The sequence below is a fragment of the Treponema saccharophilum DSM 2985 genome (assembly GCF_000255555.1).
GTDB classification, from domain to species: domain Bacteria; phylum Spirochaetota; class Spirochaetia; order Treponematales; family Treponemataceae; genus Treponema_D; species Treponema_D saccharophilum.
Window position 1 is genome coordinate 30,424 of record NZ_AGRW01000054.1, and the last position, 23,325, is coordinate 53,748.

General features: G+C 56.5%; 18 protein-coding genes. 14 read left to right on the forward strand and 4 right to left on the reverse strand.

The features are described from left to right. Positions 1–47 precede the first annotated feature (47 nt). Both TRESADRAFT_RS12640 and miaA read left to right on the forward strand, forming a co-directional pair. Positions 48–1,310, forward strand: a complete 1,263-nt coding sequence (locus tag TRESADRAFT_RS12640; RefSeq protein ID WP_002706195.1) for a class I SAM-dependent rRNA methyltransferase — start codon at positions 48–50, stop codon at positions 1,308–1,310. Next, entirely contained in the window at positions 1,300–2,283 is a 984-nt protein-coding gene (miaA, locus tag TRESADRAFT_RS12645) for a tRNA (adenosine(37)-N6)-dimethylallyltransferase MiaA (RefSeq protein ID WP_245534358.1), read from the forward strand. Before TRESADRAFT_RS12640 ends, miaA begins: the two co-directional genes overlap by 11 nt. Positions 2,284–2,446: 163 nt before the next feature. Here miaA and TRESADRAFT_RS12650 read toward each other — a convergent pair whose 3' ends face one another. After that, entirely contained in the window at positions 2,447–2,659 is a 213-nt protein-coding gene (locus TRESADRAFT_RS12650) for a hypothetical protein (RefSeq protein WP_002706198.1), read from the reverse strand. A 125-nt stretch (positions 2,660–2,784) separates the two neighbouring features. Here TRESADRAFT_RS12650 and TRESADRAFT_RS15395 point away from each other — a divergent pair, with 125 nt between their 5' ends. Next, positions 2,785–3,549 carry a TatD family hydrolase gene (locus TRESADRAFT_RS15395; protein WP_002706199.1) on the forward strand — a complete coding sequence of 255 codons (765 nt, stop codon included), beginning with the start codon at positions 2,785–2,787 and terminating at the stop codon, positions 3,547–3,549. Here the strand turns inward: TRESADRAFT_RS15395 and TRESADRAFT_RS12660 are convergent. Together TRESADRAFT_RS12660 and TRESADRAFT_RS12665 are read right to left on the reverse strand one after the other, a co-directional pair. After that, positions 3,500–3,850 carry an Hpt domain-containing protein gene (locus TRESADRAFT_RS12660; protein ID WP_002706200.1) on the reverse strand — a complete coding sequence of 117 codons (351 nt, stop codon included), beginning with the start codon at positions 3,848–3,850 and terminating at the stop codon, positions 3,500–3,502. The genes TRESADRAFT_RS15395 and TRESADRAFT_RS12660 overlap by 50 nt on opposite strands. Continuing rightward, positions 3,843–5,426 carry a fumarate hydratase C-terminal domain-containing protein gene (locus tag TRESADRAFT_RS12665; protein ID WP_002706201.1) on the reverse strand — a complete coding sequence of 528 codons (1,584 nt, stop codon included), beginning with the start codon at positions 5,424–5,426 and terminating at the stop codon, positions 3,843–3,845. The genes TRESADRAFT_RS12660 and TRESADRAFT_RS12665 overlap by 8 nt, the downstream gene beginning before the upstream one ends. A gap of 187 nt (positions 5,427–5,613) precedes the next feature. Here TRESADRAFT_RS12665 and ilvB point away from each other — a divergent pair, with 187 nt between their 5' ends. Together ilvB and TRESADRAFT_RS15400 are read left to right on the forward strand one after the other, a co-directional pair. Beyond that, positions 5,614–7,326 (forward strand): biosynthetic-type acetolactate synthase large subunit, encoded by a 1,713-nt coding sequence (ilvB, locus tag TRESADRAFT_RS12670; protein ID WP_002706202.1) that lies wholly within the window; start codon positions 5,614–5,616, stop codon positions 7,324–7,326. A gap of 215 nt (positions 7,327–7,541) precedes the next feature. Continuing rightward, positions 7,542–8,747, forward strand: coding sequence for an adenylate/guanylate cyclase domain-containing protein (locus tag TRESADRAFT_RS15400; protein ID WP_002706203.1), 1,206 nt, complete (start codon positions 7,542–7,544; stop codon positions 8,745–8,747). Positions 8,748–8,842: 95 nt separating this feature from the next. Here TRESADRAFT_RS15400 and TRESADRAFT_RS12680 read toward each other — a convergent pair whose 3' ends face one another. Then, positions 8,843–9,841, reverse strand: coding sequence for a class II fructose-bisphosphate aldolase (locus TRESADRAFT_RS12680; protein WP_002706207.1), 999 nt, complete (start codon positions 9,839–9,841; stop codon positions 8,843–8,845). A 228-nt stretch (positions 9,842–10,069) separates the two neighbouring features. Here TRESADRAFT_RS12680 and TRESADRAFT_RS12685 point away from each other — a divergent pair, with 228 nt between their 5' ends. From TRESADRAFT_RS12685 to flgK, 9 genes are all read left to right on the forward strand, one after another. Continuing rightward, a complete protein-coding gene (locus TRESADRAFT_RS12685; RefSeq protein WP_002706209.1) occupies positions 10,070–10,825 on the forward strand; it encodes a flagellar filament outer layer protein FlaA in 756 nt (251 codons plus the stop codon). Further along, positions 10,825–11,538 (forward strand): flagellar filament outer layer protein FlaA, encoded by a 714-nt coding sequence (locus TRESADRAFT_RS12690; protein ID WP_002706211.1) that lies wholly within the window; start codon positions 10,825–10,827, stop codon positions 11,536–11,538. Before TRESADRAFT_RS12685 ends, TRESADRAFT_RS12690 begins: the two co-directional genes overlap by 1 nt. 130 nt (positions 11,539–11,668) lie before the next feature. Next, a complete protein-coding gene (locus tag TRESADRAFT_RS12695) occupies positions 11,669–12,907 on the forward strand; it encodes a flagellar motor switch protein FliG (protein ID WP_141607400.1) in 1,239 nt (412 codons plus the stop codon). Beyond that, positions 12,900–15,971 carry an insulinase family protein gene (locus TRESADRAFT_RS12700; protein ID WP_002706214.1) on the forward strand — a complete coding sequence of 1,024 codons (3,072 nt, stop codon included), beginning with the start codon at positions 12,900–12,902 and terminating at the stop codon, positions 15,969–15,971. Before TRESADRAFT_RS12695 ends, TRESADRAFT_RS12700 begins: the two co-directional genes overlap by 8 nt. Before the next feature lie 81 nt (positions 15,972–16,052). Beyond that, positions 16,053–16,316 carry a hypothetical protein gene (locus TRESADRAFT_RS12705; RefSeq protein ID WP_002706215.1) on the forward strand — a complete coding sequence of 88 codons (264 nt, stop codon included), beginning with the start codon at positions 16,053–16,055 and terminating at the stop codon, positions 16,314–16,316. A 160-nt stretch (positions 16,317–16,476) separates the two neighbouring features. Next, positions 16,477–17,649, forward strand: a complete 1,173-nt coding sequence (locus TRESADRAFT_RS12710) for a hypothetical protein (RefSeq protein WP_141607402.1) — start codon at positions 16,477–16,479, stop codon at positions 17,647–17,649. A 121-nt stretch (positions 17,650–17,770) separates the two neighbouring features. Beyond that, entirely contained in the window at positions 17,771–20,359 is a 2,589-nt protein-coding gene (gene clpB / locus TRESADRAFT_RS12715) for an ATP-dependent chaperone ClpB (RefSeq protein ID WP_002706217.1), read from the forward strand. A 158-nt stretch (positions 20,360–20,517) separates the two neighbouring features. Then, entirely contained in the window at positions 20,518–21,396 is an 879-nt protein-coding gene (locus TRESADRAFT_RS12720) for a flagellar protein FlgN (RefSeq protein ID WP_002706218.1), read from the forward strand. Positions 21,397–21,436: 40 nt separating this feature from the next. Continuing rightward, entirely contained in the window at positions 21,437–23,308 is a 1,872-nt protein-coding gene (gene flgK / locus TRESADRAFT_RS12725; RefSeq protein ID WP_002706220.1) for a flagellar hook-associated protein FlgK, read from the forward strand. Positions 23,309–23,325: the final 17 nt, after the last annotated feature.

The window sequence follows — 23,325 nt, forward strand, 5'->3', positions numbered from 1 at the left end:
AGGGCGGCGCGTGACGGATGGCTGCCCCTATCGCAAGGAGATTTGATATGACACCAAGGGTGTTTCTGAAAAAGAAGGAGGAGTCGGAGCTCAAACAAGGGTTTCCGTGGGTTTTCGACAATGAAATCGAGAGCGTCAGGTTCGAGGCGTCTGACGGGAGCGGGGTGAAGACTGTCCCGCTTGCCGACTCCATGCTTGACGCCGGCGTTCCGGACGGGAGCGTCGTGGAGGTTTTTGCCAATGCCGGCGGTTTTCTCGGCACGGGCGTCCTCAACAGAAAGTCCAAGATTTCCGTCCGCATCATAGGAACGGAGCACGCCGACAAAATCCTCGCCGACAAAGCCGCGTTTTACGAGCGGAGAATCCGCGACGCGCATGAGCTGAGGAAGCTTCGCTACTCGCCGGATGATTCCTACCGGCTCGTCTACGGCGAGTCCGACTTCATCCCGGGGCTTATCGTCGAGCGGTATGTCGATATAAAGAAGAACGTGTACCTTGTCGTTCAGTTCTCGACGCTCTCGTGCGAGGTTTTCCGCCGCGAGATTCTTTCCGCGCTCCGGAAAGTCGTGCGCCCCTACGGTATTTTCGAGAAGAGCGACGCGCCTACCCGCGAGAAGGAGGGGCTTCCGCTCCGCTCCGCGTGGGATGGCGAGGTCCGCGAGGGGAAGATTGTAATCCGGGAGAACGGCGTCCTGATTGAGGTCGATATGATTAACGGCCAGAAAACAGGGTATTTCCTCGACCAGAAGGACAACCGCCGCTATGTCGCGTCTCTCTGCGGGGGAAAGCGCGTGCTCGACACGTTCACCCATACGGGCGCGTTCGGGCTGAACGCCGTGAAGGGCGGGGCGAAGGAGGTCGTCAGCGTAGATTTGTCTGCCGACGCTGTTTCCCTCGTCGAGCGTAACATTGAGCTCAACGGCGCGCAGGGGAAGATGAAGGCTGTCTGCGCCGACGTGTTCGCGCTGCTCAAGGAATACGAGGAGAAGGGCGAGAAATTCGACGTGATAATCCTCGACCCGCCAGCGTTCACTAAATCCGCGAAGAACATCCAGAAGGCGTACGGCGGATACAAGGAGATAAATCTCCGCGCGATGAGGCTCCTCACGGAGAACGGAATCCTCGTGACGTGCTCGTGCTCGTATTTCTTCGACGCGCCGCATTTCTACGGGATGCTGATGAAGGCTGCGGAGGACGCGAAGAGGCGCGTGCAGATAATCGCGAAGTTCGGGGCGGGCGCCGACCATCCCGTACTTGCCGGATACCCGAAGTCCGAGTACCTCAAATGTGCGGTGTGCCGTGTCGTATAACTGCGTCTTCGTAATCGGGCCAACTGCCGTAGGAAAAACCGCAATCGGCGTGCGGATAGCGGACAGGTTTTCCGGCGAGATAATAAGCGCGGATTCCCGCCAGGTTTACCGGGGGCTGGACATCGGCACCGGAAAGGATTTGGCGGAGTACCGGTTCGTCCGCGCCGACGGGACGGTGAACGAGATTCCGCATCATGCGATAGACGTGTGCGACCTTTCCGTTGAGTACAGCCTTTTCGATTTCCAGCGCGATTTCTATTCCGCGTTCTCGTCGATAACCGCGCGGGGAAAGCTTCCCGTGTGCGTCGGCGGGACGGGCATGTACGTCGACTCGATTCTGCGCCGCTACGACATGATTGAGCTTCCCGACGGTTTCGGCGACCGCGACGGGCTTATGTCGAAGGACGAGGATGAGCTGAAGGCAATCCTCATCGCCGAGAAGGAGAAGCTCCACAACACGACCGAATTCGGCGACAAGGAGCGGATGGTCAAGGCGATTCTGCTCAACCGCTATTCGAAGACGGAGGAGTACGCGGCAAAAAAAGCCTCCCTCTCGGAGTCCCTGCCCGCCGTGTCGCCCCTCGTCATAGGAACGACGCTCGACAGGAGCCTCGTTCGCTCCCGCATTGCCGGAAGGCTTCGGGCGCGTCTCGATGAGGGGCTTGTCGAGGAGGTCGATTCGCTGCACCGGCAGGGATGGTCGTTCCGCCGCCTGGAGTCGCTCGGGCTTGAGTACCGGTTCGTCAGCGAGTACCTTCAGGGGCAGTACGGCGCCGTCGGGAGCGCGGATGCGAGGGAGCGCCTTTTCACGCTGCTCTGCACGGCGATATGCCAGTTCGCCAAGCGCCAGGAAACGTGGTTCAGGGGGATGGAGCGGAAGGGCGTCAGTATAACATGGCTTCCGGAGGTTCCCGGCATTGAGGAGCGGTTCCGTGCCGCGTCGTCGATAATCGAATCCTCGCTCGGCCTGTGATTTCCCGTGCGGAAAATGAAAGCCCCGCTTCATGCGGGGCTTTTCGTGTTTTTAAATGCGATTGCGTGGGCTGCGCGCCTTAATCCGTGGGGACGGCGGCGTTCCCTGAATCAGGTTTTTTGTTATCTTTTTTTCGTTGTGTCTTCTTTCGCGCGGGAATGCGTCATGCCGTGACGGCGCTGCTCTCGACGACTTTCGTGATGTATCCCGTCCTGAGGCAGGAGTCGAAAAGAGCCTTGCTGAGATAGTCGGTCGTCACGTCCTCGTATCCGTCCTTGTCGCGCACGATGCGGACGACGTAGCCGTCATCCATCTCGCGGACAATGGACATGTAATCAACGTTTTTTCCTATGCTTTTTAATGTGTAAGTTGCCATTTTTTTGTCTCCGTACACTTTATGATTGTGAACGGTCATTTTCCGGAACCCCGTTGCGGGCGGTTCCCCGGAGAAAACCGATACAGTAAGATTGTCGGAATCTTGATTGGGGAGTTTAGCTTTTTATGTTCTATTTTGACGCGCACAACCATCTCTGCCATGATTCCTATCCCGACATTCCCGGCGGAGCGTACGGGTGCATATCGTCTTTCGGGAGCGAGGACGAGTGGAATTCGTTTGCCTACCACGACAGGAGCGCTGTCCTCCGCTCGTTCGGAATCCATCCGCAGTCGTTCGCGAATGCTGGTGCCGTCCCCGATGATTTCGAGCGCGGTTTTGCCTTTATGGAAAAACTTGCCTCGGAGGGGAAGCTGTACGCCGTCGGGGAAATCGGGCTTGATTTTTTTGAGGAGCGGTTCCGCGCTGTTTCATCTCTGCAGGAGGAATTCTGGCTGCGGCAGGTAGATTTTGCGGGAAGAATGTCGCTTCCCGTCGTCGTTCATTGCAGGAAGGCGATGGAGCGGATCCACTCTGACGCGCGCATCCTGTCGTCGCTTCCCGCGGTCGTGTTCCATTCGTTTCCCGGAAATTCTGCCGATGCGCGGTGCCTTCTCCGTCGTGGGGTCAACGCCTTCTTCTCGTTCGGGAAGCACCAGATTCTGAACGGGAAGAAGGCGACTTTCGAGATGCTTTCCCGCGCCGGCGAATTCAGGGGCAGGATTTTCCTCGAGACGGACTGCCCGTACCAGACGCTGCGCGGCGAGCGCTCCACTTCCTCGTCGGAAATCGTCCGCGTCTACGAAGCCGCGTCGAGGTTGTTCGGCGCGGACTTTTTTGATATCACAGCCGAAAGTTTCTCACGGCTTCCGAAGCCAGCTCGTATTCCGTGAGGACTTTTCCCGCGAGCGCCGCGACGTTCCCTCCCGCCTTCCCGCGCAGGACGTCCTCCAGCCGCTGGCCTGCCGCCGCGAGCCGCTCCGCCCCGATTTGCCTTCCGGCTCCTTTTAGCGCATGGATGTAGCTCGCCGCCCCGTCCCTGTTCCCCGCGCTGACAAGCTTCCCGAACGACTCCGGGTCGAACTTTGCGTCGGAGAGGAATGTGTCGAGGAGCAGCCTGTAAAGCTCCCCGTCGTTGTCCACGAGCGAAAGCCCTTTCTCCGAATCGAGGATTTTTCCGTCCGTGTCATCCATAGAAGTCGTCCCCTTTGTCGTTCGTTATGACGAAGCACGGCATGTCCCTGACCTCGACGAGCCGCACCGCTTCCATCCCGAGGTCCTCGTAGTCGATTATCTCCTGCGAGACGATGTATTTGGAGGCGATGAGCGCCGCGATTCCTCCCGGCGTCCCGAGGTAGAACCCGCCGTACTTTTTGCATGCGTCAGTCCACTGCCTGCTCCTGTTTCCCTTCGCGAGCGTCACGAGGGCGGCTCCCCGGCTCATCAGCGTCTCGGCGTATACGTCCATGCGCCCGGCAGTCGTCGGCCCGAAGCTTCCGATGACTTTCCCGTCCGGCGTGCGCGCGGGCCCCGCGTAGCAAATCGGGTAGCGCGTCGTGTATTCGGGGAGCTGGCCTGTCTCGTCGAGCGTTTTCTGCCATCGCGCGTGCGCGGCATCCCTCGCGACGAGAATCTTTCCCGAAAGCAGGATTCGCTCGCCGACTTTAGCGCCGGAAAGCTGCTTGATGACGGAGCCGATTCCGCCCGATGTGTCGACGGTGCGCCCGCCTCCGCAATCTCCGTCCGCTGCGGCGACCGCCTCGCTGAATCCTGGAATCTCCGACGGGTTTTCCGCGGTTTTCTGCACGAAAATCCCTTTCTCCGTCACGTATGCCTTCAGGTTCCGGTGCGCGGAGCACGAGACGCCGAACGAAATCGGGCAGCTGGCTCCGTGCCGCGGAAGGCGGATGACGACGGCGTCGAGTGCGAACGCCTTGCCGCCGAACTGCGCCCCGAATCCTGATTCCGCCGCTATTTCCATCGCGAGCGATTCAAGTTCCTTGTCGCGGAACCCGAACGCGTTCGGCTCGTATGTCATGCCGTCGTACGCGCCTGCCGTCGCAAGCTTCAGCGCGAGCATGTTCTGTTCCGGGCTAAGTCCGCCTGCGACGATTGCGATTGTGTAGGGAGGACATGCCGACGTGCCGAACTTCGAAATCTGCTCCCGCATCAGCGCGGTGAATTTCTCCTTCGTGAGGAACGCCTTCGTTCCCTGGATGAAGCTCGTCTTGTTCGACGAGCCGCCGCCCTTCGCGCAGAACACGAGCGCGAGCGATTTTTCCGGGGCGTCCGACACGAACGGGGGAAGGGGCGCGAGCGGCGCGCTTTCCGGGAAGAGCGCGACCTGCGCGGGCATGTTGTCCTTCGGGTCGAACTCGTCGTAGAAGCTTGACGGAACGCTGGTCGAGAAACGGAGCTTCCGCTTGTCGTAGACTTCTCTCGCGCCGCCGGCAATCGAGCCGTATGCGTCCGTCTTTAGCTCGAATCCCCGCCTCATCCATGCGAAGACGTTCGCGATTCCCGTGTCCTGGCACAGCGGGAACGTTCCCTCCGCGGCTGTCTGCGCGTTCTTGAGTATGCAGGCGCAGACGTACCTGTCGTTCCCGCTTGCATCCGGCGAGAGCGCCGCGCGGATGATGCCTTCGATGTGCTCCCGCGTGAAAGTGAACGAAAGCCGCGAGAATGCAATCTCCGAGGCTTTCCTGAGCGCGTCCTCTCCGTCGCCGACGGGGAAGAAATCGTATTGACCTGTTTTCTCGATGTGTTCCATGGGGATGGATTATATAGTCGAAACGCCGGAATTGGTAGTTTCATGCGCTTTCAGGGGGAACTGATTCCGGGCGCATTTTTTTTGCGCGCGGGAATCCCTTCGCGCGTCTGCCCCTTTTTCATCGCGTGATTTTCGTTTATCCTTGAGGCCTTGCAGATATGCATAAAAAATCGGAAAGGTGGAAGAAATGAAAATCAACGGTTCGCAAATCGTAATTGAATGCCTTGTCGAGCAGGGCGTGGACACTGTGTTCGGTTATCCGGGCGGGAACATCCTCAACATATACGATGCGCTCTACAAAAATTCCGACAGGATTACCCATATCCTTACTGCCCACGAGCAGGCAGCGGCGCATGCGGCGGACGGGTACGCGCGCACAACTGGAAAGGTCGGCGTCTGCATGGCGACGAGTGGCCCGGGGGCAACAAACCTCGTGACCGGAATCGCGACGGCATACATGGATTCGTCCCCCGTCGTGGCGATAACGTGCAACGTCGCGACGTTCCTCCTCGGGAAGGATACGTTCCAGGAAATCGATATAACGGGCGTCACGCTCCCCATCACGAAGCACAATTTCATCGTCAAGGACGTGAAGGACCTCGCCCGCACCATCCGCGAGGCGTTCCTCATCGCCAAGTCAGGGCGCCCTGGCCCCGTCCTCGTCGATATCCCCAAGGACGTTACCGCGGCTGTCTGCGATTTCGAGCCGCTTCCGAACGGGGATGACGGCTCGGCCGCGCTCGTCGCCGAGAATTCGAACTTCAACCGCGTCATGACCGTCGCCGTCCCGACCGACGATGAGATTCGCCGTGCCGCGGACATCATCAACAAGGCGGAGCGCCCCATCATCTACGCGGGCGGAGGCGTGAAGCTTTCCTGCGCGGAGAAGGAGCTCCTCGCGTTTGCCGAGAAGGCGCAGATTCCCGTGTCCGAGAGCCTTATGGGGCGCGACGTGTTCCCCGCAAGCCATCCGCTGTGCACGTGGATGGTCGGAATGCACGGAACGCGCGCGAGCAATATGGGCATCACCGAAAGCGACCTCGTCCTCGCCCTAGGCTCTCGCTTCTCCGACCGCGTCATCGGCGACCCCGACAAATTCGCTTCCGGGGCTACCGTGTTCCATATCGACATCGACCCCGCCGAGGTGAACAAGAACATAAAGACTGACGGATGCCTCGTCGGCGACATAAAGGCAATCCTCCAGCGCCTTCTCCCGCTCGTGGAGAAACGGGAGCGGAAGGACTGGCTCTCGAAGATTGACGCATGGAAAAAGGAAGTGCCGAAATCATACTCTGTGGTCAAGGCTGATTCCGTCAACCCAAAATTCATGCTCGAGACCGTCCACAAAATCGCCGGCGACGACGCGTTCGTGACGACGGAGGTCGGACAGCACCAGATGTGGACGGCGCAGTTCTATCCGTTCATGAAGGAGCGCACGTTCGTCACGTCGGGCGGTTTGGGGACGATGGGATTCGGAACGGGCGCCGCGATGGGAATCCAGGTCGGAAACCCCGGGCGCCGCGTCGTCCATATCGCGGGCGACGGCTCTTTCCGCATGAACTGCAACGAGCTCTGCACGATCGCCAGGTACAACCTCCCGATTGTCATCGTCCTCGTCAACAACGGGACGCTCGGGAATGTCCGCGTCTGGCAGAAGCTTTTCTATGAGAGCCGCTTCAGCCACACGACGCTCGATTTCGGTCCCGACTGGAAGAAGCTTGCCGACGCATACGGCGTCGGGTACGTCCACGCGGGCAACAACGATGAATTCGAGGCCGCGTTCGGGGAGGCGTTCCGCGCGGGCCGCCCCTTCATCGTCGACACGCGGGTCGACATCGACGAGATGATTCTTCCGATGGCGATACCGGGAAAGCCTATCGACCAGCAGATGATGGAATAGGCGGATTGTAAAAACATGCTGAAAACGCCCCGCCGTGCCGATAGGAATTTATTGGGAATCTGATTCCCGGAAATTCCTGTCGGCATGAAAATACGGAACGGGGCTTTTTCCCTGCATGATTTCCGACGAAATTGTCCCTGCACGCGCGGGATGATTCCGTTTTTTTTGAGGCATCCCCAGTTTCTGCCGCACCCGCAAAAAGGAGTCGTCTTTTTATGGAAGATTTTTCTACGAATGAGATAGTGTTCATGGAGAATGAGTACGACCATCTTGAGAACAGGCTTCTGTCCCTTGAGTCGCCCCAGGTCGTATATCGCGTTCTCGCAAATTTCCTCGCGCGGAAATTCGGCTGCACGTATGTCCTTTTCTATTCGGACGTGCATTCGGATTCGGGGCGCGTCCTGAATTACGGCGAGCGCGTCCCCGGGGCGGCGAGCGTCAGCGACATTGTCGCGGAGCGGAGGGTTTACGCCGCCCACGACAGGCTTCTGAAGCACCGCAACAGGGGTTTCTCCGTCCCGTTCAGGATGGAGGACGGCACTCCCGGATGCATTTTCGTCGGGCCGAGGATGGACGGCACGCTCCATACGATGAACGCGATGCGCGAGATGATTCCTGTCGTCAGAACCCTGAACCACGTCCTCGTTTACCTTGAGGCGATGAAGAGCAGGCGCGAGCGGGACATGATGCGGTTCGCCTTCTCAAAGTACGTCTCGTCCGATGTCGTGGAGAGCCTTATCGAGAATCCCGAGGAGGTGGAGCTCGGCGGAAAACGGGCGGAGCTTTCCGTCATATTCACCGATTTGCGCGAGTTCACGTCTCTTTCCGAGACGCTTGCTCCGGAAAACCTCGTGAAGATTCTCAACATGTATTTCTCCGAGATGAGCGAGGTCATATTCGGGCTCGGCGGGACAATCGACAAATTCGAGGGCGACGCGATTATGGCATTTTTCGGCGCGCCGCATACGCTTGTCGACCATGCGGTGCGCTGCTGCCTCGCGGCGCTGAGGCTCCGCCGCATGGAGCGCATCCTGAACGAGCAGCTTGTTTCCTCCGGGCTGGTCTCGTCTCCCCTGTATACGAGAATCGGCGTGAATTCGGGCGATATGGTCGTCGGGAACATCGGCTCGGCGAGCAGGTTCGAGTACACGATAATCGGCTCGAACGTGAACATCGCCTCGCGGATTGAGGACTGCAACAAGAAATATGGGACGCAGATTCTCATAAGCGGACGTACGTTCGATATGGTCAAAGATTTCTTCGTGTGCAGGTTCGTCGAGCGCACGAGCCTGAAGGGAGTCTCTGCCCCGGTCGATTTGTACGAGCTTGTCGAGGAGAGCGAGGTGCTTCTTTCGCAGATTCGGAAGTACGACCGCATGCGCGCCGACGACTGCGAGGTTGGCGAGCTTATTGAGCTTTAGCGCTGCGAAAAAAAACGCGGGCTCCGCATGAGCCGTCCCCCAAAACGGAGGTGCGTCTCTGCGGAGCCCGCGTTTTCTATTTTCGTTCGGCGCGATTAGTCAAGCGCGTGGCCTGCAGAACCGAGAACCTCGATGTTCTTGCGGGCGTACATCTTCTTGAGCTCGTCGCGAGCCGGTCCGAGGTACTTTCTCGGGTCGAATTCGTCGGGGTGCTCTGCGAAGACTTTGCGAATCATAGCTGTCATCGCGAGGCGTCCGTCGGAGTCGATGTTGATTTTGCAGACAGCCGATTTCGCCGCCTTCCTGAGCTGCTCTTCTGGAATTCCGACAGAATCGGGGATTTTTCCGCCGAACTGCTCAATCATCTTGACGTACTCGACGGGAACCGAGCTTGAGCCGTGGAGGACAATCGGGAATCCCGGAATCATCTTCTCGACACCCTCGAGGACGTCGAATGCGAGCGGCGGCGGAACGAGGATTCCGTCAGCCGTGCGTGTGCACTGCGCCGGCGTGAACTTGCAGCGTCCGTGTGACGTTCCGATTGAGATTGCGAGCGAGTCTACGCCCGTCTTCGATACGAAGTCCTGGACTTCCTCGGGCTTCGTGTACTTCGATTCCTCGGCGGCGACGTCGTCCTCGACTCCTCCGAGAACGCCGAGCTCGCCTTCGACCGTGACGTCATGCTCATGGGCGTAGTCGCATACTTTCTTCGTGAGCGCGACATTCTCGTCGTAGGGAAGGGCGGAACCGTCAATCATGACCGATGAGAATCCGTTGTCGATGCAGTCCTTTGCGACCTCGAAGTTCGGGCCGTGGTCGAGATGGAGGACAATCGGGATGTCGCATCCGAGTTCGTGCGCGTATTCGACGGCGCCTTTTGCCATGTTCCGCAGCAGGATTCCGTTGGCATACTGGCGGGCACCCTTCGAAACCTGAAGGATGACCGGTGATTTCGTCTCGACGCAAGCCTGGATGATTGCCTGCATCTGCTCCATGTTGTTGAAGTTGTAGGCAGGGATAGCGTATCCGCCTTTGATAGCCTTTGCGAACATGTCCTTCGTGTTCACCAGACCGAGCTCTTTGTAGCTGACCATTTTTCACTCCTTTAATAAAAATGACATGACTGATGATAAGGATATTCTCGCAATAAATCAAGGAACACTTTTTTGTAATCTATCGCCGATTGTGCGGTTTTATAAAAACCAAAAATAACTTGAAGAATAATAAAATGTTTGACAAAGAGAAGGGCTAGAAATATAATGCTTTCAAAGTGTAGTCTTAATACAAGGTGGGATTGCACAAACAAAATGAAGGAGTTTTGAATGAAAAAGGGCGCAGTAGTCTTTACTAGTCTTGCTCTTCTGGTTGCATTCTGCCTTCCGGCAGTTGCGCAGCCTAGCAATAGAGCTGTAGAGACAATCGTCGTCGATAATTTCGACGACACAGGTAGTAATGAGTGGACTTGGAACGTTACGGCAAGTCGCTTTATCGATTCGGAGAACGGATTCCCGAAACAGAGTTTCTTTGAGGGGCAGCCGAATTCCCTCAAATTCCTGAAACAGGGAGATGAGTCAACGCCGAAAGTGCTCGGTGTCAAGACCAGCTTCCTCCGCAAGGGAGAGAACTGGTTCGAGGTTTATCCGGAGAAGGACGGAAAGGCTTTTGAAATTCCGTTGGCCGGCCATGTTACGCAGATTGATTTCTGGGTATGGGGCGCTAAGTACCTCTACTACATTGACCTCCTCGTTCGCGATGCTGATGGTCGCGTCTATACGCTTCCCGCAGGAAACCTTACATTCGCTGGTTGGAAGAACATCATCGTTCCGGTTCCGACCTATATCAGGCAGCGCTCTCGGCTCCGCAGCGGTCCGAAGACGATGATGTTCGTCGGATTCAGGATTCGCACGGATCCGAACGAGTATGTTGATGATTTCAACGTGTTCTTTGACCAGCTCAAGTACACGACGAATTCTTTGAGCAACATCTATGATGGATATGAGCTTACCGACATCGATTTCGGCGGCTCGTCATCATCAGGCTCTACTAATACGACATCATCTACAGGAGACGCAAAATAATGAAAAAGATACTTACTGCTGTGTTGACATTGACGGCTACGGCCGGTTTGATGTTCGCTCAGGAAAGCCTTGCAAATCCTGATCCGACCGTAATCGGAAATGATTCAGCTCGTCAGGCTTTGAAAGAGGTTTCTGTTGACAAGTTTGAGTTGGAGGGAAGTTGGAATGCGTCCATCTCTCCCGATAACGGTGTCATCAGCGCCCGCTTGTTCGAAGGAGCTCCTGCTGCAAAGGAGCCGCTTCAGGGTGACGAGGATGCGCCCGATACAAGGGTTCTCGGTGTTAAGGTCGAGTTCTTCCATCGCGGTCTGAACTCTTTCTATATCCGCTCTACACGCCCGATTCCGATTGAAGGCGTCACAAAGACAATCTCTTTGTGGGTTGCCGGACGCAATATGGACCACTCATTGTATGTTCTCGTTCAGGACTACTACGGAAACAACTTCGAGCTTTATGTTGGTTCTCTCGGATTCAGCGGCTGGAAGAAGATGCAGGTTGCTGTTCCCCCGACTCCCGATGGGGAGCATGGAATCATCCAGCAGAGCGCGTATGACGGAATCCGCCCTGGTCTCCGCATTGTCGGCTTCAGGGTTGATTGCGATCCGATGCTTGCACGCGGTACGTACTACCTCTACTTCGATGACCTTCGCGCTGTTACCGACCTCTACGATGTCGAGAACCGCGATGAGGATGACATGAGGGATGACTGGTAATCGCCGGTTCGGAGATTACGCTTTTGGGGGATTCTGAGATTCTCCCAAAAATCCGCTTTTTTAGGTTTTGGACTTAAAAAAGCGGATTTTTTTTTGCCTTTTTCGCGGATTCTCTGTAGAATAGTTGTCTATGAATTTCAATGCTCTCTTAATGAAAGCCTATAAGAATGGCGGGCTGTCAAAAACAGCGGAAAGCGATTCCAGACCGACTGAAGAAAAAAAAACAAATTTTCAGATAAATAATACAAGCATAATAAACCCGATAGAAAAAGCGTCTTCAAAGGAACGGTATGCTGGTGACGTTGGCGTGAGCGAAGCCGCAAAAGCCTTGACTTCCGGCGGCTTGATAAAAGTTCCGGCGCTTCCGCGGGAAAGCGACGGGCGGGAAAGCGTTTACAGGCGCGTGGCAAAGTTCCTCCTTCTTATTGGTGTTGATGAAGCTGCGAAAATACTTCCGCATCTGAGCGACGAGCAGACCGAGAAGATAATTCCCGAGATAGCGACAATACAAAAAATAGACCCGGATGAAGCCGAGCAGATACTCTCGGAATTCCAGTCGCTTTTCTACAAGGTTCGTGAAAGCGGCGGAATCGATACTGCAAAGGAAATTCTTGAGAAGGCGTTCGGAAGCGATAAGGCGAAGCAGATTCTTGACAGTGTTGACAGGCGTCCCGCGGGAAAGCCGTTCGATTATCTTTCCGAGTCCGACGGGGACAAGGTTTCTGTCCTTCTGAAGGACGAGTCGAATGCAGTCCGTGCGCTCGTGTTGTCGTACCTGAAGCCGAAAGTATCCGCGGATGTCATAAAGTCGTTTTCCGCGGAGGATAAGCGGGATGTCGTCATCCGTTTGGCGAATTTGAAAAAGATAAATCCTGATGTTCTCCGGCGCGTTGATGAGGCAATGTACGAGAAAGCCAATAAATTGTCCGTCCAGAAATCGGATGCGATTGACGGGCGGTCGGCGCTGGCACAAATCCTCAAGCGGATGGATCCGGGGACGGAGGAAGAAATTCTCAGTTCCCTGTCCGAGCAGGATCATGAGCTTGGCGACGATTTGCGCAGCCGCCTGTTCACTACGGAAGATGTCGTCATGGCGGATGACCGGTTCATTCAGGATTACCTCAGAAAAATGGGGGACAACGACATTTCGTACCTTATAGCCGCGAAGAACGATGATTTCAGGCGGAAAATTTTGCGGAACGTTTCGCAGTCGCGCGGGAACGGGATTCTTGAGCTTGAGGTTATCAACAAGCCGATGCCGAGAAGCGAGGTCGATAAGATTACGGCGAAATTTATGGAAGACATGAAGATGGCTTATGACAATGGAGATTTGATAGTAAGCGGCAGGAATGGTGAGTTGTATGTTTAGGAAAGGCGATTGTTACAAGAATTTCCGTGTTCTGGATGTTTTCGATGTCTCCGATTACCATTCCGTGGCGTTCCATCTGCTCCACGAGAAGACTGGGCTTGAGGTCGTTCATTTCCTCAACGACGACGACGAGAACCTATTTTCGTTCTCGTTCAGAACCCCGAACAAAAAATCGAACGGTGCCGCGCATATCCTTGAGCATTCCGTTCTCTGCGGCTCGGAGCGCTATCCGCTGAAAGACCCGTTCGTCGCGCTGTCAAACCAAAGCGTGAAGACGTATCTCAACGCGCTCACGTATCCTGACAGGACTGTGTATCCGGCGAGTTCCATAGTGAAGGCGGATTATTTCAATCTGATGGACGTTTATGGGGACGCTGTGTTCTTTCCGAATTTGGCGCCGGAGATTTTCATGCAGGAAGCCCACCGGCTTGAGTGCGACGAGAACGGCGTGCATTCGATTCAGGGCGTCGTCTACAATGAGATGAAGGGCGATTATTCGTCGTTCGAATCCGCCGTGTCCAATGCCTGCAATGCGAGCGTGCTCGGAGGCTCCGTGTACGAGAAGGATTCCGGCGGGGATCCGCTCGAGATTCCTTCCATAACGCACGGGGAGCTTGTCGCTTTCCACGAGAAATGGTACCGCCCGGAAAATTGCCTTGTCTTCCTTTATGGGAACATACCGACGGAGGAACAGCTCGATTTCCTTCAGGAACGGTTCCTCAGCCGTCTTGAGCAGAAATTCCCTCCTGCCGACGTGTCGGACGGGGGACGGAAGAGCCGCGTCGCGGAATTCCTTTCGTATGTTGCGCCCGCGCCGATGAAAAAGCCGGTGGAATGCAGGTACGAGGGGCCGAAAGGCGGCGACGGGGACGAGACGAAGAATACGGTCGTGCTGAATTTCAGGCTCGGTCAGGTTTCCGATTCCCTTTCGGCGATGGAGAACACCGTCATGTTCGGCGTGCTCATGAATCACGACGGTTCCTCCCTTCACAAGGCGCTTATCGAAAGCGGGCTTGGCGACGATATCGCGCCGCAGTCCGGCTTCTCAAGCTATCTCTACGAATCCGTGATGTCGTTCGGGCTTCGCGGGGTGCGCGACGGGGACGAGCGGAAAGTGGGGGAGCTCGTTCTCGATACGCTGAAAAAAGTCGCGGATGACGGGATTTCCGCGAACGATATCGATGCCACTATGATGGCGCTTGAATTCTCGCAGCGCTCCATAAGGCGAAGCGACGGCCCGTATTCCCGGGTGCTGATGGGGCGCATCGTCTATGGATGGCTGTACGGGTTCGATTTGAGCCGGCAGATACGGCAGCGGCGCGACCTTGACGAGATGAGGCGCATCCTCGCGCAGAATCCCGGTTTCCTCGTCGAACGCATGAAACGCCTTCTCATCGACAACGAAGGGCGCTCGCTCGTCGTCGTCGTCCCCTCGGAGCATTTCTCGAAGGAGCGCGACGATGCGGAGAGAAAACTCGTCGCTCTCCTTTCCGAAAGGACGTCGGCGGAGGAAATCCGTGACGTCTGCTCGCGCCTCCATGAATTCCAGCGCAAGGAAGACGACGTGTCATGCATCCCGCATCTCAACCCGCGGGATTTCATAATAGACGGGAAGCCGCGCATGGAAAGATTCGGCGTGTCCGTCTCTTCCGTTGACGGAATCGATTCTGCCGAAACTGGGCGCGGGATTCCGCTCCTTGAATGCAGGGAAAACGTGAACGGCCTTGTGTACGTGAATGTCGCGCTTCCTGTCGATGTCCTCGATGTGGAGGATTATCCGTTCGTCCCGATGCTGTCCCTCGTCGCTACGGAATGCGGATGGCGGACCCTTGACGGGCGGGAGCTCGGCTGGGCGGAGTCGGCGGAGGAATGCGCGCTTCACACGGGCGGGCTCGGCTCCATGTTCGTTACGACCGATTCGGGCGACACGGATGCCGCCGTGGAAATGGGGAAAAGCCGCGGCTGGCTCGGCAGGGATTGGTTCATGTTCCGCCTTTCGATGCTTGAGGAAGAAATCGAGCCTGCATTGGGAATCCTTGCCGACTGCATGACGGGAACCGATTTCCACGACACGAAGCGCATTAAGGATTTGATTGTCGAGGGGCGCAACGACATGGATTCGGGAATCGTCCCCGACGGAAGCATGTACGTCGAGAGCCGCGCAAAATGCCGCTCAAGCCGCTCGTGCGCCGTCGACGAGATTTGGAGCGGGCTGAGCCAGCTCATGACGCTCCACGGTATTGATGATGATGGAATCGGGGCTCTTTCCGAACGGTTCCGGAAAATGGTCGCGAGGATGATGGAGGGCGGCGCGCTCGTGAACGTCATCGCGGAGGAAAGCGGGCTCCGGACCGTCCGCAAGCTGCTTCCCTCGTTCGTGCGGAAGGTTTCGCTGCGCTCTCTCGGGACCGTCGCTCGCCGTTCTGTCGGCGATTTTGTCGGGCTGACGCTTATTGACAGGAAAGGCTCCGACGACGGGGACGAGGTTTTCGTCGTCAACTCGCAGGTCGGTTTCGCGGCGGAAGTCGTCGGCGCGGGAACGCTTGCATCGGAAAATGCCGGGGTCGAGGATGTCTGCGCGCACTGGCTTTCGAACAACCTTCTTTGGGAACGAATCAGGACAATCGGCGGCGCTTACGGCGCGTTCTGCTCCGTGAATTCATTTCAGGGGCTGCTCGAATTCTCCACGTTCCGCGATCCGTCCCCGTTCTCGTCGTGCGACGTCTTCGAGTCGTGCCTTGAGGAGGCGTCCGGAATCGATTTCAGCGTGGATGATGTCGAGAAGGCGGTCGTCGGCGATTACAGCCGGTGGATTCAGCCGTTCGCACCGCGCGACCGCGGGATGACGGGGATGATGCATTCGCTCGAGGGGCTGTGCGAATGCGACCGCGCGCGGAAATTCATGAACGCGATCGGGACGACGGCCGAATCGATGCGGGAATCGTTTGCCCGTTTCCGAATGAGCGCGGGGACGAAGAGGCGGCGCGCCGTGATGTGCGGGAAGGGGCAGCTGCCGGATGATATTGATTCCGCGGGCGTAAAGGTTATAGTTCTTCCTGTGTGATTTCCGTCTTGTTTTGGGAAATTTCTTGCGGGGCCCGGTAATATTCCCTGCCCTGTTTTCAATAAAAAAAGGAGGCTTTTTATGGAGCAGAATGTAAACAGCAAAGAAAAGAAGGTCGCATGTGACAGCGAAAAGTTCAGGAAGTGCATAAAGATGATGCGGCAGCTTGTTTCCGACATCCAGGGCGCGCCGTATCCGGGGGATGATTTTGAGCCGGAGCTGTACAAAATCTGGTATGAGCACGTTCAGAAGGCGGCCGGCGAGTGTTTCCGCTATCTCGACTTGAATTTCCCTCTCGAAAAGAGCGATTTCTCAAAAACGCTGGACAACCTTTTCGACAAATAATGAGCGTCGCTGCGCGTCGGCATCGCGCGTCATGATTTTGCGGACAGCGCCAATAAAATATGAAGTTGCTATTTTTAAATGCCGAAAATCAAAAGTGTTGATGTTCATTCATCGGCAAAAGGATTGGTAGGAAATGGCGGCTTCTAGAAAAACAAGCGGTTTGGAACAGTATTTGTTGCGCGGGAAACTTCGGGTTGAGGGCTTTGAGAGGTGGAGGTATTCCTTCTGCGGCGTCAGCCGGTTCACAGGCTCCGAAAAGAGATTTTTCATCGAGATGTATCTGGTAAACCCGAGCGTTTCCCCGAATGTTGCCGTCATCGCCCAGAAGACCCGGACTTTTGTCGGGGAGACCGAGGCCGATGTCCAAAACGCGCTTGTCGGAGGCTCGTCGTATGGCGGGCGGTATTCCGGGCAGGATATAGTGGTGAAACCGTCTTACGTTCTCATAAAGGCCGGCGTCTTTGGGGCTGGCGGCAAGCAGATGAATTCGTTTGTCGCGTCGTCCCATCTCGACTACACGCGCTCCATCGCCTCGTTCAGGGCTGGCGGCTGCGAGTTTTCCGCGGAGGCGCTCGTCGGTTCCGTGTCGGTTTCCGCTTCCGATATCCGCGTCCGTCCCGAGATTCTCTGCAATGAGGGGACGATGGAATGGGATCTCCGCTACGACAGGAAGGAAATGTGCCGCGAGCAGGAAGTCCTTTTCGGGAATTCGATGTATTCGTGGGTTCCGCTCGGAATCGGGACGATGTTCAGCGGCCGTGTCGTCCTTGACGGCGAGGAATATTCCGTCGAGCCGATGAAGTCGTTCGGCTTTATAGACAAAAGCTGGGGGCAGAAATTCGGCGATTCGTATTTCCATCTTGCCTCTGGAAGAATCACGAGCATTATTACCGGCAAGCCTCTCGAAAAGTCGTTCTTTTCCGTGGACGGTGAATTCGGCTCGAAGAAATGCCTGTCCGGCGTAATCAGCATCGGCGAATGGAAATTCAAGCTCGGCGGGCTTTTTGGTTGCATGGGCGGAATGAAGGAGCGGCACGACTGCATCCAGGTTCCCGCGAACGAGTCCGCGGAGAAGCTGCATTGGACGATATGCGTCGAGCAGGGGAACACGGTTCTCGACCTCGACGTTTTCTGCGACACTTCCGAGATGTTCGTCAGAAGCTACGAGCTTCCGCAGAGGAACCGCGAGCTCATGCAGATTCTGGGCGGCGGAACGGGCGTCGGTGAAATCCGCATCTACAAGAAAGTCGGGGGGAACCTTGAGCTTCTTGAGCATGCGAAATTCGTCGACACGATATGCGAATTCGGTCAGAACGACACATCCGCTCAATGATTTTTCGTTGCTTGTCGTGAAGCGTCCCGCACTGCGCGGGGCGTTTTTTTTGTCCCCGCGATTTGCCGATTTCAGAATCCGTGATTATCTTTGCTCATGAAAAAAGAAACGGAGGCGTACAATGAACTACGAACAGTTTACGATAAAAATGCAGGACGCGCTCCAGTCTGCGTCCGCAATCGCACAGCAGAACGACAACGGCGAAATCGGGCTTGAGCACATGCTCGTGGCGCTCGTCGAGCAGAAGGACGGTATGACACGTCCCCTTGTCGAGCGCGTCGGAGCGGATGCGGGGGCGATACTATCTTCCGCACGGGACATGCTCGGCTCTTACCCGAAGGTTTCCGGAAATATCCAGCTGGGACTCAACCAGGAAGCGCAGCGCGTTCTCGCGAAATCGGAGAAGGAGATGGGCGCGCTCGGGGATTCGTTCCTTTCCGTCGAGCATTTTCTCCTCGCGATGGCCGATTCGGACACGAAAGTCGGCGGGATGCTCAGAAAATCAGGCGTCGACAGGCGGACTCTCCTCGAGGCGCTGAAGTCGCTGCGCGGAAACCAGCGCGTCGATTCGCAGGACCCTGAGGCAAAAATGCAGTCGCTCGAAAAATATTGCACCGACCTCACGGCACGCGCGCGGCAGGACAAGATTGACCCGGTAATCGGGCGCGACGAGGAAATCAGGCGCGTGATGCAGGTGCTCGTCAGGAGGACGAAGAACAATCCCGTCCTCATCGGCGAGCCGGGCGTCGGAAAGACGGCAATCGTCGAGGGGCTTGCAAGGCGAATCGCGTCGGGTGATGTCCCGGAGTCGCTCAAGGACAAGCGGCTGCTTTCCCTCGATATGGGAAGCCTTGTCGCGGGCGCGAAATTCCGCGGCGAATTCGAGGAGCGGCTCAAGGCTGTCATAACCGAGGTCGCGAAAAGCGAGGGGCGCATAATCCTCTTCATCGACGAGCTTCACACGATTGTCGGTGCGGGCGCGTCGGAAGGCTCGATGGACGCGTCGAACCTCCTCAAACCTGCCCTTGCGCGCGGCGAGCTTCGGGCAATCGGCGCGACGACGCTGAACGAGTACAGAAAATACATCGAGAAGGACAGCGCGCTTGAGCGCCGGTTCCAGCAGGTTTTCTGCGCGGAGCCGACGGTCGAGGACACGATTGCCATACTCCGCGGGCTGCGCGACAAATACGAGATACACCACGGCGTGAAAATAAACGACGAGGCGCTTGTGGCTGCCGCCACGCTCAGCGACCGCTATATTACGAGCCGCTTCCTGCCCGACAAGGCGATTGACCTCGTCGATGAGGCGGCGAGCCGTCTCAAGATGGAAATCGAGAGCGAGCCGATTGCGCTCGACCAGCTCGACCGGAAGATTCTCCAGCTCCAGATTGAGCGGCAGTCGCTTTCGAAGGAAACTGACGAGGCGTCCGCTGAGCGCCTGCGGAAGCTCGACAAGGATTTGTCTGGGATAACGGCCGAGCGCGATGCGATGAAGCTGAAATGGCAGAACGAGAAATCCGAGATAGACCGGACGAGAAAGCTCAAGGAATCCCTTGAGGCGGCTCGGTTTGACGAGGAGAAATTCTCGCGCGAGGGGAACCTCGAGAAGGCTGCCGAGATAAAGTATTCCGTGATTCCCTCGCTTGAGAAGCAGCTCGCCGAGAGCATGAAGGCCGATGCTGACCGCTCGTCGGGCGAGGACGATTCGCTTCTCCGCCAGGAGGTTCTTGAGGAGGACATCGCGCGCGTCGTATCCGTGTGGACGGGAATTCCTGTCGCGAAGATGATGGCGGGCGAGAAGCAGAAATTCGTCAGGCTTGAGAGCGTCCTGCACGAGCGCGTAATCGGGCAGGACGAGGCGGTGCGCGTCGTCTCCGACGCAATACGGCGGAACCGCGCCGGCCTGAACGACCCGAACCGGCCGCTCGGCAGTTTCCTGTTCATCGGCCCGACGGGTGTCGGAAAGACGGAGCTGGCAAAAACGCTCGCGGACTTTCTTTTCAACGACGAGCGCGCGCTGACTCGAATCGACATGAGCGAATATATGGAAAAATTCAGCGTGTCGCGCCTTATCGGTGCGCCTCCGGGATATGTCGGCTATGACGAGGGCGGGCAGCTCACCGAGGCTGTCAGGCGCCGTCCGTACAGCGTCGTCCTTTTTGACGAGGTGGAGAAAGCGCATCCCGACGTTTTCAACATACTCCTTCAGGTTCTCGATGACGGAAGGCTTACGGACGGGCAGGGGCGCGTTGTCGATTTCAAGAACACGATAATCATCATGACGAGCAACCTCGGAAGCGAGCTGATTCTTGACGCCGACAGCGACGAGAAGATGGCTGAGGCGAAGGTTCAGGTTGATGCCCTCCTGAAGTCGAAGTTCCGTCCCGAATTCCTGAACAGAATCGACGAAATCGTGATGTTCAGCCGCCTTGCCAAAGAATGCATCGCCGGAATCGTCAGGAACCAGCTTTCCCGCGTCAAGGACAGGCTTTCCGCAAGAAGAATCGGGCTTTCGTTCACGGACGGCGCAATCGACTTTCTTTCCGATAAAGGGTACGACCCCGCGTTCGGTGCCCGTCCCGTCAAGCGTGCCGTGCAGGAATTCGTCGAGAATCCGTTGGCGAAGAAAATCCTCGAAGGTGTGTTCGGCGACGGCGGTTCCGTCACTGTCGATGTCGCGCCCGACGGGAAATCGCTTTCGTTCTCATAACTGAATCCTTCCCGGACGCATAAAAGCGTGCTGCCGTCTGAGGTGCTCTCCGTGCCTCTCTTCCGGCGGCGCGCTTTTTTTTATGCCGTCGTTGCCGTTAAGTTTTATCTTTCAGACGCCGAAAATCATAAAGAGGAACTGTTTTCCGAGGGTTTTCGATGGCAGACGATATTGTTGATTTTTCTTTTGATGAAGTCGTAGCGCAGATGGATGAGGATGACGGATTTGGCGTCATGGCTGACGATTCTGCTGCCGAAAACGCTCGCGGCGTCGACGAGACGTCTCGGGAAAAAGCTTCCGCCGCTGATGTTTTTGTCGACGACGCCCGTTCGGAAGATGAATGCGCTTCCGTTCATGAGGAGGACGAGCCTTCTCCTGCCGTTCCGGAAAACAGCGCCGCTGTCGTTCCCGTTCAGGAAGTCGATGCGGCTTTCGCCGAGAAAAATCCGGAGGAAATTCCGTCGGGCGGGGATGATTCGGGCGACGTTCCCCCCGTTGAGGACGAGAACCGCGCGATAGAGGAGGCGGGGGCGGCGTTCAATCCGCTCGACCCGGAATCCGTCGGGAATTTTCTCGAGAAGATGGGCGTGTCCCCGGATTTGATAGAGAGCAAGAAATGCCTCGTCGATGTGATGCAGCGCGAGAACGACCTTCTCGACGAGATTCTCAGGACGCAGGCGGAGCTCCACGATTTTGTCAGGCAGAAGAATTGGGATTCGCTGAACGAGAAGCTTGAGAGCCTTCAGAATCTCAGCGACAGTTTTTCCGAGCTTGAGGAGGAGCGCGAGACGCTCTGCGAGCTTATCGACATGCGCTCGGACGAGGAGCTTTCGCCGGTGCTGACGCAGGTTCGGGGAAAACTCCAGAAATCGAAAATAGAGAACCATGCGCTGAACGAATACATAACGACGACGCGCAAGTTTCTTCAGGGTGTGTTCGATTCTGTCGTGCCGCAGCGGAGGAACGTTCTCTACTCGAAGACGGGAAAAATCGTCCGTCCGGAGATTAGCGGTGTTTCGCTCGATATCAGCCTGTGACATGCGGGCGCGTTCATAGAAAAAAATGGAGGAATAATAAATGGCAAGTACGTTCGCTGGAATCGAAATCGGAAAGAGAAGTTTGATGGCGCACACGCAGCAGATTTCTACTGCGGGCCACAATATTTCCAACGCGGACACAGAGGGATATTCCCGTCAGCGCGTCCAGATAAAGACGATGGATCCGCTTTACAGGGCGGACCTTTCCAGGGCGGAGACTCCGGGGCAGCTCGGGCAGGGCTCGTGCATCGAGAGCATCACCCGCCTGCGCGACGAGCTGCTTGACCAGCGCATCGTGGCGCAGGGAAATCAGGAGTCGTACTGGGAAACCCGCGAGAAATATTATTCCATGATAGAGGATATCTACAACGAGCCGGACGAGATTTCCGTGCGCGGGAACATGGATAAATACTGGCAGGGCTGGCAGGAACTTTCGATGTATCCGGAAAGCCAGGCGGCGCGCCAGGCAATCGTGACGAGGGGAGAGTCCCTTGCGGAATCGATACAGCAGCGCTTCAAGAGCCTTTCCGGTGTCGGCTCCCTCATTAACGGCGATATTGAAGGTTCCGTTAGGCAGGTCAACGACATCGCCAAGCAGATTGCCAGCATAAATTCCGAGATTGTCAAATCGAAGGCGGTCGGCGACAATCCCAACGATTTGATGGACAGGCGCGACGTGCTTGTCGAGAAGCTGTCGAAGCTTGCGAACATAACTTCGGACAACCGTGATTCGGACGAATTTATGGTTCACCTTGACGGGCATATCCTCGTCCAAGGGCATCTGGCGCGAGGGTTCGACGTGGAGCCCGTTACGGACAACAGCGGATACAGCAAGGTCGTCTGGAACGACACCGGTGCTGACGCGCATATTTCCGGTGGCTCTCTCGGCGCCCTTATCGAGCTCCGCGACGTCGATATCAGGAACGAGATTCAGTCGCTCAACACCATGACGATGAATTTCGCCGACCTCGTCAACGATGTTCACAGGAATGCTGTCGGCGCGAACAACGTCACGGGAATCGATTTCTTCTCGCAGCAGCCTTTCGTGACTGATGCGAGCGGAAATTACGACAGGAACGGCGACGGTACCAACGATTCGTCGTATGTTTTCAGGTTCACCGGTACGAACAGGCTGAACCCGCAGGAGAAAGTCGGGCTTGACGGCGAGATGGTTCTTTCCGGCAAGAACGGGAATGTTACGGTTCCGTACCACGCGACGGACACGATTGAGGAAGTCATTGCCAGAATCAACGATTCGGACGGCGAGGTGAAGGCGTACCTCGACCGGAATTCAAGGCTCGTTTTGAAGGCGACGACGGCGGCGAATGCGGAGAATCCAGACTTCGTAATCCGCCACATCGAGGATTCCGGGCTGTTCCTCACAGGATATTCGGGAATTCTTTCTATGACAGGTCCGGAGGGCGCGTATGATTTTGCCCGTGCGGATGCTGTCTCGTCGCTCAGGCAGGACGCGCAGTTTGCCGTTTCCCCCGTCCAGAACCCCGCGGCGTATATATCCGTGAACCAGGAGATAAAGACCGATGTCCTGAGCGTGGCGGCGGCTTATCCCGTGCGCGGGCGCGCGCTTTCCGGCGACGGTCGCGCTGCGGTTGAGATTGCGTCAATCCGCAACACGTACGTCATGATTGGGAAGGACAGGACGTTCGACGATTATTTCGCGAATTCCGTGACGAATGTCGGTCTCAAGGGCGAGCAGGCGGAGACGAATTACCTGAGCCAGAACGCGGTAATGAACGATTTGAGAGGATTGAGAGATTCCATCAGCGGTGTTAATATCGACGAGGAGCTTGCGGATATCATAAAATTCCAGCACGGTTACAACGCCGCCGCGAAATTCGTATCCGTCATGGACAGTCTTCTTGATACTGTCATAAACAGGCTCGGAGTTTGATTTTCAGGAGATATAGC